At 58.6% G+C, this 16,526-nt stretch carries 18 protein-coding genes; 11 read left to right on the forward strand and 7 right to left on the reverse strand.

From position 1 onward, the window contains the following. Position 1: 1 nt before the first annotated feature. Both ACR0AP_RS01665 and ACR0AP_RS01670 read left to right on the forward strand, forming a co-directional pair. Positions 2-460: a DNA polymerase III subunit chi gene (locus ACR0AP_RS01665; RefSeq protein ID WP_480480592.1), complete on the forward strand. Its 459-nt coding sequence runs from the start codon at positions 2-4 to the stop codon at positions 458-460. A 29-nt stretch (positions 461-489) separates the two neighbouring features. Continuing rightward, on the forward strand, positions 490-1,536 hold the full coding sequence (locus ACR0AP_RS01670; RefSeq protein WP_480480594.1) for an aldo/keto reductase: 1,047 nt from the start codon (positions 490-492) through the stop codon (positions 1,534-1,536). A gap of 67 nt (positions 1,537-1,603) precedes the next feature. On the opposite strand, the gene ACR0AP_RS01675 is transcribed toward ACR0AP_RS01670, so the two are convergent. Continuing rightward, complete coding sequence (locus tag ACR0AP_RS01675) at positions 1,604-2,590, reverse strand: GlxA family transcriptional regulator (RefSeq protein WP_480504893.1); 987 nt, start codon at positions 2,588-2,590, stop codon at positions 1,604-1,606. Positions 2,591-2,723: 133 nt separating this feature from the next. On the opposite strand from ACR0AP_RS01675, the gene bcoG reads away from it, so the two are divergent. The 3 genes from bcoG to ACR0AP_RS01690 all read left to right on the forward strand — a co-directional run bounded on the left by bcoG (position 2,724) and on the right by ACR0AP_RS01690 (position 5,944). Further along, a complete protein-coding gene (gene bcoG, locus ACR0AP_RS01680) occupies positions 2,724-3,638 on the forward strand; it encodes a 3-dehydrocarnitine:acetyl-CoA trimethylamine transferase BcoG (RefSeq protein ID WP_480504895.1) in 915 nt (304 codons plus the stop codon). Positions 3,639-3,722: 84 nt separating this feature from the next. Further along, a complete protein-coding gene (locus tag ACR0AP_RS01685; RefSeq protein WP_480505799.1) occupies positions 3,723-5,189 on the forward strand; it encodes a carnitine 3-dehydrogenase in 1,467 nt (488 codons plus the stop codon). Further along, positions 5,186-5,944, forward strand: coding sequence for an SDR family oxidoreductase (locus ACR0AP_RS01690; protein WP_480504897.1), 759 nt, complete (start codon positions 5,186-5,188; stop codon positions 5,942-5,944). Before ACR0AP_RS01685 ends, ACR0AP_RS01690 begins: the two co-directional genes overlap by 4 nt. Position 5,945: 1 nt before the next feature. Here the strand turns inward: ACR0AP_RS01690 and ACR0AP_RS01695 are convergent, their stop codons facing one another. Both ACR0AP_RS01695 and ACR0AP_RS01700 read right to left on the reverse strand, forming a co-directional pair. Then, the gene (locus ACR0AP_RS01695; protein ID WP_267366128.1) at positions 5,946-6,128 is read right to left on the reverse strand and encodes a hypothetical protein; all 183 of its coding nucleotides are present in this window, start codon (positions 6,126-6,128) and stop codon (positions 5,946-5,948) included. A 79-nt stretch (positions 6,129-6,207) separates the two neighbouring features. Continuing rightward, positions 6,208-7,077 carry a helix-turn-helix domain-containing protein gene (locus ACR0AP_RS01700; protein WP_267366129.1) on the reverse strand — a complete coding sequence of 290 codons (870 nt, stop codon included), beginning with the start codon at positions 7,075-7,077 and terminating at the stop codon, positions 6,208-6,210. A gap of 105 nt (positions 7,078-7,182) precedes the next feature. On the opposite strand from ACR0AP_RS01700, the gene ACR0AP_RS01705 reads away from it, so the two are divergent. Genes ACR0AP_RS01705 through ACR0AP_RS01715 form a run of 3 tightly spaced genes read left to right on the forward strand, consistent with a single transcriptional unit; the run spans position 7,183 to position 9,205 of the window. Continuing rightward, entirely contained in the window at positions 7,183-7,386 is a 204-nt protein-coding gene (locus ACR0AP_RS01705) for a DUF2061 domain-containing protein (protein ID WP_267366130.1), read from the forward strand. Then, positions 7,379-8,281 carry a fatty acid desaturase gene (locus tag ACR0AP_RS01710; RefSeq protein ID WP_480504899.1) on the forward strand — a complete coding sequence of 301 codons (903 nt, stop codon included), beginning with the start codon at positions 7,379-7,381 and terminating at the stop codon, positions 8,279-8,281. The genes ACR0AP_RS01705 and ACR0AP_RS01710 overlap by 8 nt, the downstream gene beginning before the upstream one ends. A 21-nt stretch (positions 8,282-8,302) precedes the next feature. Then, the gene (locus ACR0AP_RS01715) at positions 8,303-9,205 is read left to right on the forward strand and encodes an EamA family transporter (RefSeq protein ID WP_480504901.1); all 903 of its coding nucleotides are present in this window, start codon (positions 8,303-8,305) and stop codon (positions 9,203-9,205) included. On the opposite strand, the gene ACR0AP_RS01720 is transcribed toward ACR0AP_RS01715, so the two are convergent. The 4 genes from ACR0AP_RS01720 to ACR0AP_RS01735 form a co-directional block, all read right to left on the reverse strand. After that, on the reverse strand, positions 9,202-10,548 hold the full coding sequence (locus ACR0AP_RS01720; RefSeq protein WP_480504903.1) for a DEAD/DEAH box helicase: 1,347 nt from the start codon (positions 10,546-10,548) through the stop codon (positions 9,202-9,204). The genes ACR0AP_RS01715 and ACR0AP_RS01720 overlap by 4 nt on opposite strands. Positions 10,549-10,734: 186 nt before the next feature. Further along, a complete protein-coding gene (locus tag ACR0AP_RS01725) occupies positions 10,735-11,664 on the reverse strand; it encodes a glycosyltransferase family 2 protein (protein ID WP_480504905.1) in 930 nt (309 codons plus the stop codon). After that, on the reverse strand, positions 11,661-12,404 hold the full coding sequence (locus ACR0AP_RS01730) for a hypothetical protein (RefSeq protein WP_480504907.1): 744 nt from the start codon (positions 12,402-12,404) through the stop codon (positions 11,661-11,663). The genes ACR0AP_RS01725 and ACR0AP_RS01730 overlap by 4 nt, the downstream gene beginning before the upstream one ends. Before the next feature lie 49 nt (positions 12,405-12,453). Continuing rightward, complete coding sequence (locus ACR0AP_RS01735) at positions 12,454-14,058, reverse strand: peptide chain release factor 3 (RefSeq protein WP_209503717.1); 1,605 nt, start codon at positions 14,056-14,058, stop codon at positions 12,454-12,456. Positions 14,059-14,167: 109 nt separating this feature from the next. Here ACR0AP_RS01735 and ACR0AP_RS01740 point away from each other — a divergent pair, with 109 nt between their 5' ends. The 3 genes from ACR0AP_RS01740 (at position 14,168) to ACR0AP_RS01750 (ending at position 16,497) form a co-directional block, all read left to right on the forward strand. After that, the gene (locus tag ACR0AP_RS01740) at positions 14,168-14,530 is read left to right on the forward strand and encodes a SnoaL-like domain-containing protein (RefSeq protein ID WP_480480611.1); all 363 of its coding nucleotides are present in this window, start codon (positions 14,168-14,170) and stop codon (positions 14,528-14,530) included. A 72-nt stretch (positions 14,531-14,602) separates the two neighbouring features. After that, positions 14,603-15,382, forward strand: a complete 780-nt coding sequence (locus tag ACR0AP_RS01745; RefSeq protein WP_480504909.1) for an SDR family oxidoreductase — start codon at positions 14,603-14,605, stop codon at positions 15,380-15,382. Between the two features lie 2 nt (positions 15,383-15,384). Further along, positions 15,385-16,497 carry a hypothetical protein gene (locus ACR0AP_RS01750; RefSeq protein ID WP_480504911.1) on the forward strand — a complete coding sequence of 371 codons (1,113 nt, stop codon included), beginning with the start codon at positions 15,385-15,387 and terminating at the stop codon, positions 16,495-16,497. The last annotated feature ends 29 nt before the right edge of the window (positions 16,498-16,526 follow it).

Genomic DNA, 16,526 nt, shown 5'->3' on the forward strand with positions numbered 1-16,526 from the left:
TATGGGCGCTGTCTATTTCTACCACCTGACCCGCCAGCCGCTGGAGCACACCTTGCCTGCGCTGCTGGACAAGGCGCGGCAAGCCGGGTGGCGGATAGCCGTGCGGGGTACTGACCCTGCACGGATGGACTGGCTGGATGAAAAACTTTGGCTGGGACCCGAGGACGGGTTCCTGCCCCATGGTCGCGCAGGCGGTCCGCATGACGCGGACCAGCCGATCCTGCTGACCACCAGCGCCGTGGCGGGAAATGGCGCGACCTGCATCATGGCCGTGGATGGAGCGCCGGTCGAGGCGGAAGAAGTCGCCGCGCTGGAACGGGTTTGTATCCTGTTCGATGGCAATGACGACATGGCTGTACAACACGCGCGCGGGCAGTGGAAAGCGCTGACGGATGCCGGATGTTCCGCACAATACTGGTCGGAGGAGTCCGGGCGGTGGGAGAAAAAGGCCGAAGCCTGACCGGCCCGCAATTTTCAGGAGATACGACGATGCAGAAGAAGCCTTTGGGCCGTACCGGAATTATGGTGAGCGATCTGTGCCTTGGCACGATGACATTTGGCTCTCAAACATCTGAAACGGATGCGCACCGGCAGATGGATATGGCGCTGGACGCGGGGATCAACTTTGTCGACGCGGCCGAAATGTACCCGGTGAACCCTGTCGCGAAGGAAACGATCGGGCGCACCGAAGAGATTTTGGGAAACTGGAATGCCGCCAATCCTACCCGCCGGGGTGATTATGTTCTGGCGACCAAGCATTCCGGCGCGGGGCTGTCCTTTGTCCGTGATGGTGCGCCGATCACCGCCCGCACCATACCCGAAGCGATTGAGGGGTCTTTGCGACGATTGCAGACCGGGTACATCGACCTCTACCAGTTCCACTGGCCCAATCGGGGCAGCTATATGTTTCGGCAGAATTGGGATTATGCGCCGTCTGGCGAAAACACGGACGAAGTGCTGAGCAACATGCAGGAATGCCTTGAGGCATTGCAGGCTCAGGTGGACAAGGGCAATATCCGTGCCTTTGGCCTGTCGAATGAAAGCGCTTGGGGAACCGCGCAATGGCTGCGGCTGGCCGAACAGATGGGGGCGCCGCGCGTGGCATCGGTGCAGAACGAATATTCATTGCTGTGCCGCCATTTCGACACCGACCTGGGTGAGTTGAGTGTTCATGAAGATGTTGGGCTGATGGCGTTTTCCCCTTTGGCGGCAGGATTTTTGACCGGGAAGTATCAAAATGACTGCGTCCCCGACGGATCGCGTATGTCCTTTGTGCCCGAGATGGGAGGCCGGAAATCCGGTCGTGTTTTCGAGGCGGTTGCAGCTTATCTGGACATCGCCGCGCGGCATGGTCTGGATCCGGTGCATATGGCACTGGCGTGGTGCCGGACGCGCCCGTTCATGATGTCGGCAATCTTCGGGGCCACGACCGTTGCACAGCTGGATCATATTCTGGCGGGCGTGGATCTTGAATTACCCAAGGATGTGTTGGCCGAGATCAGCAGGGCGCATCGGGCGCACCCGATGCCGTTTTAGGGGCTCTGCCCCCGTCGCCTTTGGCGACGCCCCCGGGATATTTTGGGCCAGATGAAGGTGGATCCGGTCAGTGATGGGTGGGATGCGCGCGTTCGTGTCTCAGGTCGCGGGCCGATTGACCGTGGGCGGTGCGGAAAGCGCGGGCAAAGCTGGATTGTGAGGCAAAGCCGGTGGCGAGCGCCACATCCATCAATGGCATATCAGTGTCGGTGACCAGACGACGGGCCTCGGCCAGGCGCAGTTGCAGATAGTGGTCCTGCGGCGTCGTGTTCAGGCGCAGGCGGAACTGTTGTTGCAGCGTCCGCGGGCTGGTGCCTAGGCGATCTGCGATATAGGCCAGCGGCAGGGGATCATCCAGTGACGCCTGCATCATTGAGTTGGCCTTTGCGGTCAGTGCTGTGTGGCGATGGGGTACGCCTGTGCGGCTTTGCGGTTTTCCAGGGTCCGGAGCACCATCGTAAAGGAACAGGCCCGCAACGCGCGCGGCGAAACTTGCGCCATGACGGGCGGCGATGATGTGCAGCATCATCTCGACAGCCGGAATTGCGCCACCCGAAGTCAGTCGATTACCCGAAACGGCGAAGCGGTCGGTGCGCACATCAACTTCGGGAAACCGCGTGGCGAAATTTTCTAGGTCTTCCCAGTGGGTTGTTGCCAGATGGCCATCCAGTAGCCCGGCCTCGGCCAAGAGCCACGGGCCGCCATCAATGCCTGCCATCGTTGCGCCTGTGCCCGCGATGCGCCGCAGACCAGCCAGCAGGCTGGGGGTGGCGTGTCGGGCCAGTTGGAACCCGGCGACCACGATCATCAGGTCGCAGGATTGCAACCGGGCCAGTGGAGTACCAGGCACTTGCAACGCGCTAGTCAGCACCGCGGGTTCTGGCGTTGCGGTCACATAGTCCCAATCAAAGGCCGGGCGGTCCGCCAGACGGTTCGCGGCCCGCATCGGGTCCACCGCAGAGGCAAAGCTGAGCGTGTTGCATTCGTCCAGCACAAGCACCGCGGTTTTCAGGGCGCGGTGTTCCGGTTGCAGTATGTTTTTTGCGGATTTCATCAAGTTTGATTCGCATATTGCCAAGTGGTTTTCCCAAAGCTGCGCCAGAGTCGGGTCAGAACGCAAATCGGAATCCGGGGAAAAGACTGGGGAAAACCCAAGGCAGAACCGGGTATAACTTGGGGAAAACACCATGCCTCTGGAAATGAACCGCGAAGTCTTTATTACCTGCGCCGTAACCGGCTCGGGCGGGACGCAGGACCGCAGCCCGCATGTGCCGCGGTCGCCGCGGCAGATCGCCGACAGCGCAATCGCTGCCGCCAAGGCCGGGGCGGCAGTGGTACACTGCCACGTGCGCGACCCCGAGACCGGTGCGCCAAGCCGCCGGTTGGATCTGTATCGCGAGGTGACAGACCGCGTCCGCGACGCTGATGTGGACGTCGTATTGAATCTGACGGCCGGCATGGGCGGCGACATCGTGTTCGGCGGTGTTGAAAACCCGTTTCCCGTGGCCGCGGGCACGGACATGGTCGGAGCATCCGAACGTGTGGCGCATATTGCCGAATGTTTGCCCGAGATATGCACCTTGGACTGCGGCACAATGAACTTTGCCGAGGCCGATTATGTTATGACGAATACGCCTGGTGCGCTGCGCTCCATGGGCAAAATGATGACCGACCTGGGTGTCAAACCCGAGATCGAAGCCTTTGACACTGGCCACCTGTGGTTTGCAAAGCAACTGGTGAAGGAAGGGATTCTGGCACCTAACGCTTTGGTTCAGCTGTGCATGGGGGTACCGTGGGGGGCGCCGGATGATCTGAATACCTTTATGGCGATGGTAAACAACGTGCCGGATGACTGGACCTTCAGCGCGTTTTCGCTGGGACGGAACGAGATGCCGTTTGTCGCGGCTTCGGTTCTCGCGGGCGGCAATGTGCGCGTGGGGCTTGAGGACAACCTTTGGCTGGACAAGGGCGTAATGGCCGAGAACTGGCAACTGGTGGAACGTGCGGGATCCATCATCGAGAATATGGGCGCGCGCGTGATCGGCCCTGACGAAGTCCGTGCGAAGCTGGGGCTGACCAAGCAGGCACCTGTTGCAAAATAATGGACACGCGGGTTTTGGGGGCCAGCCCCCAAGCCCCCGGAATATTTCTAAAAAGATGAAACATGCGCAGCCAGTAGGTGGGAAATCATGAAAACGGCAGCAATTATTGGGGGCGGAGTTATCGGTGGTGGATGGGCCGCGCGGTTCCTGCTCAATGGCTGGGATGTGCGGGTGTTTGACCCTGACCCCGAGGCGGAACGCAAGATTGGCGAGGTGCTGGACAACGCAAGACGGTCCTTGCCGGGGCTGAGTGACGTTCCGTTGCCAGCCGAGGGTGTGCTGAGCTTTCACAGCGACATGGCCGAAGCGGTTAAGGGTGCGCGTTGGATACAGGAGAGTGTGCCGGAACGTCTGGATTTGAAACTGAAGGTTTACAAAGGCTTGCAGGAGGCTTGCGATCCGGGCGCGGTCATCGGATCCTCGACCAGTGGGTTCAAGCCGTCCGAACTTCAGGACGGAGCGCTGCGCCCCGAGCAGATCGTGGTGACTCACCCCTTCAACCCGGTTTACCTGCTGCCTTTGATCGAGCTTGTACCAACGGACAAGAACCCGGCCGAGATGATCAAACAGGCCCAGGACCTGTTGAAATCGCTTGGGTTTTTCCCGCTACACGTCAAGAAAGAGATCGATGCGCATATTGCCGACCGGTTCCTGGAAGCTGTCTGGCGCGAGGCGCTTTGGCTGGTCAAGGATGGCATTGCGACGACCGAAGAGATTGACGAGGCCATCCGTATGGGTTTCGGCATCCGCTGGGCGCAGATGGGTCTGTTCGAAACCTACCGCGTGGCCGGTGGCGAGGCGGGGATGCGGCATTTCATGGCGCAGTTCGGACCTGCCTTGAAATGGCCGTGGACCAAGCTGATGGATGTTCCCGAGTTCACTGACGAACTGGTCGATTTGATCGCCAGTCAATCTGACGCACAATCCGGGATGCATTCGATCCGAGAGCTGGAGCGTATTCGCGACAACAATCTTGTTGGCATGATGCGGGCCCTCAAGGCGCAGAATTACGGCGCGGGTGCGGTGCTGAACCAACATGACGCACGGTTGAAACCCGGTGCGCTGCCGACGCTGGATCAGGCGGATCTGAGCCAGCCCATCCTGACCCTGTCGCGGGCTGTTCCGCTGGACTGGACGGATTACAACGGCCACATGAACGAAGCGAAATATCTGGAGGCCTTTGCCGCCGCCACCGATCGGTTCATGGAAATCATCGGATGCGATGCGGATTACATCGCCTCGGGCGGCAGCTATTTCACAGCGGAGAACCACATTCGCTATGTGGATGAAGCTCATGCCGGTGCAAAAATCGACGTGCGCACGCAGATGCTGTTGGGGAAGGGCAAGAAGCTGCATGTGTTCCACAGCATGTATGAGGGCGACAAGCTGCTGGCCACGGGTGAAAGTTTTCTGCTGCATGTCAGCCTGGAAACCCGCCGCCCGAGCGCGCCATCCGCTGAAATCGAAGCGGCTATGGCGCGGGTTGCAGAGGCTCAGGCCGGATTGCCTTATCCCGAGGGCGCAGGCGCAGCGATCAGGAAGCCTTCATGACGCGCCGTGTTCTGGTGACGGCTGGCGCGTCAGGCGTCGGCCGGGCCATGGCCGAGGCGTTTGACGCGGTTGGCTATGACGTCCGGGTTACTGATATCGATCAGGCGGCGTTGGATACTTTGCCCGAACATTGGACCGGGCACCGAGCCGATGTTGCGGACGAGGCTGACATGCGCGCGGTATTTGACGCCGTCCGTTCGACAGGCGGGTTGGATGTGCTCTGCGCCAATGCCGGTATTGCCGGCCCGACAAATGCCATTGAGGATATTGATCTGGACGCGTGGCGTGCTTGTGTCGCGGTCAATCTGGACGGTGCTTTTCTGGCGGCAAAATATGCAGCGCCGCTGATGAAAACGGCGCGGGCGGGCAGCATCATTCTGACCTCGTCGACAGCCGGGCAGTATGGCTACCCGTTCCGGGCGCCCTATGCGTCGGCAAAATGGGCGGTCATCGGGTTGATGAAAACACTGGCGATGGAGCTGGGGCCCTATGGCATCCGTGCCAATGCCATTTGTCCGGGCGCAGTTGAAGGCCCTCGGATGGAGGGCGTCCTGACCCGCGAGGCCGCAGCCAAGGGCATGACCCGTGACGAGGTCTATCGGGGCTATGCCTCGGGCACCTCAATGGGGCGCTTCGTCGAAGCGCAGGATGTCGCCAATATGGCAGTCTTCCTTGCCTCAGATGCGGCACGTCTGGTTTCAGGACAGGTGATCGCGGTGGATGGCCACACGGTCAACCCGGACCCGAAATTGTAACTCAGCCCTGGTTTGGACCACGGATCTGGCGGATGGTCTGACGGACTGCCTGCCAGTCCTGGGCTTCTTGCCGGTTTCCGGCAGCTTCGCAGTCGCGCATTTTTTGCGCGGCTTCGGCCTCGGCTTGGTCTCCATGGGCGGCAAAAAGTGCACGTGCGTATTGAGCGGTTTGAATTGCGTCCATTCCTGTGCTCCTCCGTCTGTGTTCGGAATGCCTTATGGTTCGCGCCAAAGTAGAATAGCACAGGTTGGATGGCGCTGCATCACCAGTCGCGGGAAACCGCCGTTCTGAGGCGACGCAGGTGGTTTGGAAAGTCCCGGGCGGCCACGTCGGCCTCGCGTACTAGTGTGTCGAAATGGCGTGAGAATGTCTCGATCCGATCCCGGTCGCGGAAGGCCATATAGTGACTTCCTGCGTAAAATACACAAAGCAGCGGGCCGAAAATCGTTACGGGTGCGGAATAAAGCCGTTTTGCGTCAAACAGATAGATACGCATCCGCGGATAGAGCTGTTCGCACAGCGCCAACAGGTGATCGATCTGTTCCAGCCGAACCTCGGGGCTGAGACCCTGATAATACCCAGTGGCGCTTGCAAAGCTTTCGATTTCGAATAACGGCATGGCGATCTCATAGTCTGACTGGGCGCTACGCATCCATGCCAGACGATCCGCCGACGCGCCGATGGCTTGGTCCGCGGTCCGGCCCAGATGCGGGGCGTATTCCCATTCCAGTATCGAACGCGTCTTGAGCATGTCGGGCAGGGTGGCCGGGACATAGCGGATTTTGTACCCGGCGGCCTCCTGATGCCACTCGAAGATACGTTCATCGACAAGGGCGCGTGGGGCCTCGGTAAAGGTCAGCGAGCTAGCCAGAAGCTCAGCCGCGCTTTCCGGCCTGTCAGATAGGCTCAGCAACCAGTCGGCCGAAACGCCGAGCGCCGCTGCACATCCGCCAACAACATGTGCGTTGGGCAACCGCGCGCCATGATCTGTCAGCAATTGGGAAACGGTCGAGCGGTCAACGCCAATATTGCGCGCAAGGGCACTTTGGCTGACATGGCGCTCTTCCATCGCGCGGGCGAGGCGGAGACGAAATTGCGCGGCACGGTCGCGCTTGTCGATATTTTCCTGCATGCCGTGATTTTTATCACATTTGATTAGTTTTGTTAATCATATTCAGAATTTTCAATGCCGGGGTCCGGATGTAACGCTTTGAGTAAGAAAAAAACGGGGTTCGGAATGGAAACGCGGCGAAGATCAGTCGTGAAAGCAATCGTTTGGAATGCGATGGGGTTGGCGATCATGACAATGGTGGGCCTGTTGGCAACAGGCTCGGCCGCTGTAGGAGGGGCGCTGGCGCTGGTGAACACGGCCATCGGCCTGACGATGTACGTGATTTACGAAAGAATTTGGGCAAACATTTCGTGGGGCCGAAATGGCTGACCCTACGACACCCAAATCGCCCGAATGGGGCACGTTTTTCCTGATCGTCTTGTGTTATGCTGCGTGGCTTGCCGGTCTGTTCTGGATGGCAAACACATCCTTGTGGTTGGCTATCCCTGCTCTGGGTGTTGTTGCGGCTTTGCATTCGTCACTGACGCATGAGGCCCTGCACGGGCACCCATTTCGTGCCAAATGGCTGAACGAGGCGTTGATGGCACTGCCGTTGACATTGGCAATTCCGTATAACCGCTTTCGGGACCTGCATCTGGCGCATCATCAGGATGCCACCCTGACGGACCCTTATGACGACCCGGAATCGAATTATCTGGATCCGCATATCTGGTCGGGATTGCCGCGGCTGGCGCAGATGATCCTGAGCCTGAACAACACGCTGTTGGGGCGGATGGTACTGGGGCCCGTCCTTGGTCAGGGTCTGTTTATGTTTGACGAATGGCGTGGGTTGATACGCGGGGACAGGGCGATCCTGCTGGCATGGGCTGTGCACCTTCCCGGCGCGGCGGTGGTTCTGTGGGTAGCTGCGCAATCGGCCATGCCGGTTTGGGCCTATCTGGTCGCGGCCTATATGGGGCTGTCGCTTTTGAAGATCCGCACGTTTCTGGAGCATCGTGCACATGAAAAATCCCGCGCCCGCACGGTGATTGTCGAAGATCACGGGCCTCTGGCGTTTTTGTTTTTAAACAATAACCTACACGTCGTTCATCACATGAATCCGGCGGCTCCGTGGTATCGCTTGCCTGCATTGTACCGCGACGGAAAGGACAGGTACTTGGCTTGCAACGAAGCCTATGTTTACCGGTCCTATGCACAGATATTCCGGCAGTATTTCGTTCGCGCAAAAGACCCTGTGCCACATCCCCTCTGGCCAAAGCCTTGAATTGACGACACAACGGGTGGCATGAGTCTCTGGATCCCCGTCACCATCGCCGCCGCCAGTTTTCAGACTGTGCGTTTCATGCTGCAAAAATCTCTGGCAAGCGTGAAACTATCTGCTGCAGGTGCAACTTTTGCGCGGTTTGCCTATTCCATGCCGTTGGCGGTTATCGGGCTATATGTTGCGTTGCAGATAACCGGGGCGAGCATGCCTCGGCTTGGCAGTTTGTTCTGGCTTTACGCGGTCATCGGAGGGACAGCGCAAATCCTTGCAACGATTTGCGTGGTGGCGTTGTTCAAACAACGCAATTTTGCCGTTGGAATTACCTTCAAGAAAACCGAGGTGATCCAGACCGCGATTGTTGGTTTTTTGGTCTTGGGGGACAGTGTGTCGCGGGGCGCATTGTTCGCGATCCTGTTGGGGTTGATGGCTGTTCTTTTGTTGTCAAAAACACCCGGAGGGGACGGACCCTGGTGGCGCCATCTGACCAATCGGGCTTCGCAATTGGGGCTTGGATCAGGTGTTTTGTTTGCGTTTTCCGCCGTCAGCTATCGTGGGGCTTCACTGCAACTGGGCGATATCGATGCGTGGTTCCGAGCGCTGGTAACACTGGCCGCAGTGGTGACATTCCAGTTCGCCAGCATGGGGATATGGCTGCTGTGGCGGGACCGGGCCGAACTGCGCGCAGTCTGGCAAACGCGAAAGACCGGGGTATTTGTCGGCCTGACCAGCCTCGGTGGCTCGTTTTGCTGGTTCTGGGCCTTCACCTTGCAGAATGCGGCTTATGTAAAAGCGCTGGGGCAGGTTGAGCTGATCTTTAGCCTCATGGCTTCGATCCTATTCTTCCGAGAAACGATCACCCGGCGCGAGATCGCCGGGATGATGTTGCTTGGGTTCTCGATTTTAGCGCTTGTGCTGGCAATCTAGCTGGCGCGACGTTCGTCAAAGCTAAGCGCGATGAAGCTGGGCAGGTGATCTCCCATGCCCACGACGACCTGGCCGGTGCCTTCCTTGCGCCCACGACTGTGCCCCTTCGGCTCGCGATATTTTTTACCTTCTTTCATGCTTTCGGGGGCCTTGGCCTTTTTCTCGGGCTTCGGCTGTTCGGGCTTGGGCTCTTCCTGAACCGGGTTGTCTATGCGCGGGATGTCTTTCTGGATCAGCTTTTCGATCGCAACCAGTGCTTTTTCGTCGCGTCCCGAGCAGATTGTGATGGCCTTGCCTTCGCGCCCGGCGCGACCGGTGCGGCCAATGCGGTGCACATAATCCTCGGGGTGGCTGGGGACGTCGAAGTTGAACACATGGCTGACAGCCGGAACATCCAGACCGCGTGCCGCCACGTCTGAGGCGACCAGCAGGCGCAAGGACCCGTCACGGAATCCATCCAATGTTTTCATCCGCTGCGACTGGTCCAGATCGCCATGGATGGCGGCGGCGTCGTAACCGTATTTCTTCAGCGACTTGGCGCAGATATCCACATCTGTCTTGCGGTTGCAGAAGATGATCGCGTTGGTGCATTTGTCACCTTCGGCATCGATCAGCGCGCGCAGAAGGCCGCGCTTGTTGCTGGCCTCGCGGTCACGGCGCCCACCTTTGAACATGACGACGCTCTGTTCAATGGTTTCGGATGCGGTGGCCTGCCGGGCCACTTCGATCCGGGCAGGGGCCGACAGGAACGTATCGGTGATCCGCTCGATCTCGGATGCCATTGTCGCCGAGAAGAACAGGGTCTGCCGGGTGAATGGTGTCAGTGAGAAGATGCGCTCGATATCGGGGATGAACCCCATATCCAGCATCCGGTCCGCCTCATCCACCACCATGATCTGAACACCGGTCAGCAACAGTTTGCCGCGCTCGAAATGATCCAGCAGACGGCCCGGCGTGGCGATCAGAACGTCGACTCCACGGTCAATCAGGGCTTCTTGCTCTTTGAAGCTGACACCACCGATCAACAGCGCTTTGGTCAGTTTCAGGTGTTTGGTATAGGTGTCGAAATTCTCGGCCACCTGAGCGGCCAGTTCCCGCGTCGGGCACAAAACCAACGAACGTGGCATACGGGCACGCGCCCGGCCACGGGCCAGCAGCGTGATCATCGGCAGCGTAAAGCTGGCGGTTTTTCCCGTGCCTGTCTGGGCTATGCCCAAAACATCGCGACCTTCCAATGCGGGCGGAATCGCACCTGCCTGGATCGGAGTTGGGGTTTCGTATCCGGCTTCCTCAATGGCTTTGAGGACCTTCGGGTTCAGGTTCAGTTCGTTAAACTTTGTCATGTAAGTCCGGTTGAATGCGGACACTTGACCTGGCCCGCGCGTATAAGATGTGCCGGGCCCGGATGGCCATGCGCGTGATGCGACATTTCGGCTTGGACGCGGACATAACAAAAACGTTGGTCGGGGTCAAATGAAGACCGCTGCATCAGGGTTTCATCGAGACAGGTTCGAGTTTTGCGCAACAATTCAGCAACTTCCGGGAAAGTGTTTCGCCAGTTTCGCGTCCAGATTCAATGCACGGTGGCGGATTAGCCCATTCTGCTCCAGCCGGGCGCGGACATCTGGGTCAGCGCCGCTCATCTCGTTGAAGAACGCGCGCAGCCCGTCCTCGCCGTGTTCGCTTTCAATCCAGCTGAGCAATTCATTCTTGTTCAGCCCCCCCATCTCGCGCGGGGCATTCGGGGCCATGCCAGCCTGATACGAGCCGCGATCCAAGCGGAACGGATAATGTGCAATCCAGTGATCCCAGTCCGGCGCGTGGCGGTGGCATAGATCGACCTGCGCAAGTTCGTATTTACACGGCAGCAATTTCCCGTTCTGAAACAGGTTGTGGATACGAAAACTCAGACGTTTCAATCCCGTGCGCGCAAACAACTTGCCCTGTACATGGCTGAGGAACCCGCCAAGGACGAAAGCCCCATAGTTGGGATAAAGCATCTCAATCAGCTGTGTTCGGGCCGGGCTTTGTGGAACATGCGCCTTGTACAGGTCTTCGCCGCCTGCCAGCGCCTCGATCGGGCGGACACGGGCGGCGTGAACCTTGTCCGGGACTTCGCGCAACACATCCGAGATTGGGGTCGGAGACCACAGAAACTCGTCAACATCGATATGGGCCAGCCAATCCAGATGCGTGTCACGATAGGCGTATGTGGCGTTGACCGATTGGCGAACCTGGTGCTTGTCCGGTCGCGTGCGTTTTAGCTTTTGCCAATAGGCGTCATCACAAACCTGTACGCAAACACTGGGATGCGCCTTCAGCGCCTCGAACGTGCGCTGGTTCGGCTCATCCAGATAGATATAGATGGTCTCGGCGCCCAGATCGAGGTGATAGGCCACGAACCGAAGGACATCTTCGGTCGGGCCCCTGACCATCGACACGACACCCCATGTGGTCATGTGCGCTGCGCGCGCGCTTCGCGCATGAGTTTCAGGCGGCGAAAGACACCGCCGGGATCACTGTTGAGCTCGATCATCAAGTGATCGACCAGCGGCGCGATGGTGGTGTCGCTTAGGGCTTTGGTCCAGATCGGGGCAATCAGATTGACGTCCAGCCCGCCACTTCCAAGGGAAAACCCTTTCATCTGATAGGGCAGCGGGACGTGTTTCAATTTTTGATACGGAAATGGTGTTTCCGGGGGCAGCTGCGAAAAGCGCCTCTCGAACTCATAAAGCTTCATCATGCCGAACAACATGCGCAACGCATGACCAACCTCGCGCTGGGTTGCAGTTTGGCCGTGGTCCGCAAAGGTCTGAACCGACGAGACCAGCCACCGCAGATCAAGCGTGGACAGAAGGTGGTCCGACTGTTCGTCCCAAAGGCGGCAAAACAGAAGCGGGGCGTGGCGCGGGAAGGACCGCTTTCGCAGGTTCGAGATCAACTGGGCATTCAGGAAAGCAAGTTCTGAATTTCCGACAAATTCCCGCGCTATCTGAGCGCGCTTGCGATCCCAGCTTGTATTAGGCTTTGGCGGGGGCACAGTCGCACTTTCGGGCAATGCACGACCGGCCAGTTCAATGAGGTCGATGTCAAGGTCAGGCAACGAGGTGGTGCCGAACTGAAACGGGCTGCGCCGGTTTTCATACCTGTCCAGCATGTCGGGCAGACCGCCGGGGAAAGTCAGTTCATCCTTGCTCATGCGCGCAGAATTGCACAGGCAGACTCGGCTGTGCAATCAGTCAGTTGGATCACACCATCATCTCTTTGGTGGCAGTCAGGTTCAGGGCGGGATAGTCCCGAACCACCCGGTCGATGTCCCATTGCAGCCGGGTCAGATAGACAATGTCGCCGTCATGGTCGTGCGCGATGTGCTGCTTGTTTGCATTCACAAACTTTTCGACCTCGGCCTTGTCACCACTGACCCAGCGGGCCGAGGTGAACTGAGACGCCTCGAAACGCACGGGCAGGCCGTATTCCATCTCGATCCGGCTGGCGAGCACTTCGAACTGCAACGCACCGACAACGCCGACGATAAAGCCCGAGCCAATCGAAGGTTTGAACACCTTTGCCGCGCCTTCCTCGGCAAACTGCATCAGGGCTTTTTCCAGATGCTTGGCCTTCATCGGATCGCCCGCGCGGACGCCTTGCAGCAGTTCCGGCGCGAAAGAGGGGATGCCGGTGACGCGCAGCGCCTCGCCTTCGGTCAGCGTGTCACCGATGCGCAGCTGGCCGTGGTTGGGAATGCCGATGATATCTCCGGCCCAGGCCTCTTCTGCCAGTTCCCGGTCAGATGCCAGAAACAGCACCGGGTTTGAAATCGCCATCGGCTTTTTCGACCGTACATGGGTCAGCTTCATGCCGCGCTTGAAATGGCCGGAGGCCATGCGCACAAACGCCACCCTGTCACGGTGCTTGGGGTCCATATTGGCCTGCACCTTGAAAACAAAGCCTGCGACCTTCTTTTCATCCGGCGAAATCTGGCGGGGTTCGGCTGATTGCACTTGCGGCTGCGGGCCGTAAGCGCCGATGCCTTCCATCAGTTCCTTGACGCCGAACGAATTGATGGCCGAGCCGAACCAGATCGGGGTCATGTGCCCTTCAAGCACCGCCTGCGGGTTCAGCGCGGGCAGCAACTCGCGCGCCATCTCAACCTCTTCCAGCAGCTTTTCCAGCAGATGTTCGGGTACGTGTTCTGCGAGTTTCGGGTCATCAAGCCCGTTAATCTCGATGCTCTCTGCCACCTTGTTCCGGTCGGCGCGGTCCATCAGCTCCAGCCGGTCGCGCAGCATGTCGTAGCAGCCGATGAAATCACGACCTACGCCAATCGGCCATGCGGCGGGGGTGACGTCGATGGCCAGCATCTCCTGGATTTCGTCGATGATCTCAAACGTATCGCGGCTTTCGCGGTCCATCTTGTTACAGAAGGTCAGGATCGGCAGATCGCGCAGGCGGCAGACCTCGAACAGTTTTTGCGTCTGGCTTTCGACACCCTTCGCGCCGTCGATCACCATCACGGCCGCATCCACGGCCGTCAGCGTGCGGTAGGTATCTTCCGAGAAATCGCTGTGGCCGGGCGTGTCAACAAGATTGAACCGGAAATTGCCATAGTCGAACGACATGGCCGATGCGGAAACCGAGATTCCGCGATCTTTCTCCATCTGCATGAAGTCCGAGCGTGTCCGCCGTGCCTCGCCCTTGGCGCGCACCTGACCGGCCATCTGAATGGCGCCCCCGTACAGCAGGAACTTTTCAGTCAGCGTCGTTTTGCCCGCATCCGGGTGCGAGATGATGGCGAATGTCCGGCGACGGGCAATCTCGGGCGGCAGGGCAGGTTGGTTCGAGGTATCAAGCATGAACGCGCGTATAGGCGGGGAATCCTGCCGAGGCAAGACAAAGGGGCTGGTTCGAATCACGGCCTTGTGGCTATAAGAACATATAGTGAACAAATAATGGAGTAATTCGATGGATTTGAAAGAGATTGCCAATGAATTGGTGGCCGGCTGCCGTGAGGACCGCGCCAAGGAAAACCTTGAGAAATTGTATGCGCCAGACGCGGTTTCGGTCGAAGCAGTCGATTACTCAGGCATGGGGCGCGAAGTACAAGGGCGTGACGCGATCCGTGGCAAACATGAATGGTGGGAAGGAGCCCACGAGGTTTCTGGCGCTTCGGTCAGCGACCCGTTTGTGCACGGCGAGGACCGCTTTGCAGTGATTTTCGAAGTGCAGGGTAAGGTGAAGGAAACGGGCGAAGCCTTTGATATGCGCGAAGTGGGTGTCTATCACGTCGCAGATGGCAAGATCGTGCGAGAAGAGTTCTTCTACTGATCCCAAGCCATTTCTGGTCTTCCCTGTCTGGCCGATGCTAGACATGCGGCAATGACTGACAGGGAGGATCCGATGGACCTTGGAATAAAAGGAAAGCGCGCGCTGGTCTGTGCCAGCAGCAAAGGGTTGGGTTTGGGCTGTGCCGAGGCTTTGGCTGAGGCTGGCGTAAACCTTGTGATGAATGCGCGTGGTTCAGACGCTTTGGAGAGTGAGGCAGCACGCCTCAGGTCAGAGCATGGCGTTGAGGTACAAACAGTCGCTTGTGACGTGACGACTGCGGAAGGGCAGGCGCAGGTGATCAAAGCAGCGCAGGGCGTTGATATTCTTGTGACAAATGCCGGCGGCCCGCCGCCGGGTTTATGGTCGGATTGGGGGCGTGATGATTTCATCAAGGCGCTGGATGCCAATATGTTGACCCCCATTGCGTTCATGAAGGCGCTGCTTCCTGGAATGATGGACAAAGGTTGGGGTCGGGTTGTGAACGTCACCTCGCAATCTGTGCGCGCGCCAATTGCGGTGCTGGGGCTTTCGAATGCAGCCCGCACGGGTTTGACCGGATATATCGCGGGAACTTCACGCCAGGTTGCACCGCATGGCGTGACCATCAACAACCTGCTGCCCGGCATTCACGCGACGGATCGTGCAGATGCGCTGGACAGCGGTGTGGCTTCACAGCAAGGCATCTCGATCGAAGACGCACGCGCAAACCGTTCGGCATCCATTCCCGCGCGACGCTATGGAAGGCGGCAGGAATTCGGGGCAGCCTGCGCGTTCCTGTGCTCTCAACATGCGGGGTTCATCGTTGGTCAGAACATTCTGCTGGATGGTGGCGCAACCAATTTGACGATGTGACCATGGCGCAAGGGTTTTCGTTGAAAGATCAGATGTTCAACGCTGAGAAAGTAAATTATCTCAGTGGTTTGTTTTCCGAGTCTCATGCAGAATTTGATGCCCCGGCATTCCGATCTGCGGTCATGTCGCGATTGCTGGATCTAGAGCTGAAGGATCGGATCATCTGGATCGCCACTTGTCTGCAACAGGCGGTGCCCGGTGACTTGCCTGCTGTTGCCCCGACGATCCTGCGCGCCTTGCCTGCGCCTTTGGACCCGACGAAAACGGATGACGATTTTGGCGATTTCATCTTTGCGCCGGTCGGTGAGTGGGTAGCGGCCATAGGCCTTGAGCATGTTGATCTGGCTTTGGACGTGATGGAGGAACTGACACAGAGGTTTTCCATGGAATGGGCGATCCGACCGTTCCTGAACCATGACCCGGACCGGGTGTTGCGGCGGATGCAGGATTGGTGCTCTCATGACAGTTACCACGTGCGCAGGTTGGTCAGCGAGGGGACGCGCCCCCGATTGCCATGGGGGCAGGCGGTCGCATTGGGTTTGCAGGACCCGCTGCCGTTGCTGGACAATTTGCACATGGATTCGACGCGGTATGTCACCCGGTCCGTATCCAATCACCTGAACGACATCACCAAGAAAGACCCGGATCTGGTATTGGATCGCCTGAAGGCGTGGCGCAACCAGGGTCATCAGACTCAGGACGAACTGGACTGGATGACGTCACACACCCTGCGCGGACTTGTGAAAGCGGGGCATCCTGAAGCAATGAAGATGTTAGGCTATGACCCGGACGCGGAAATCGAGGTCGCGGTCAACCTGAACTCCGAAGCTCGAATTGGGGACGCTCTGGCCTTTTCGGTCACTTTGAAAGGGGCCGGAGAGCTGCCAGTTCTGGTTGACTATGTCATTCATTTTCAAAGACCTGGCGGGAAAATCTCAGCCAAGGTGCACAAGTTGAAGCAGGCGGCTTTGAAGAACGGGAAACTGACGCTGGAAAAACGCCACAAGTTGAAGGGTGACGCCACAACGTTCAAACTGGTCCCCGGCGCACATCGGCTTGAGGTTCAGGTGAATGGCAAAATTCGTGCGGGCGTGGACTTCGATCTGCTTGGGTAAAACCGCGCGGGACCACTCACGCTTTCGTC

It is taken from the genome of Ruegeria sp. AF7, assembly GCF_056541885.1.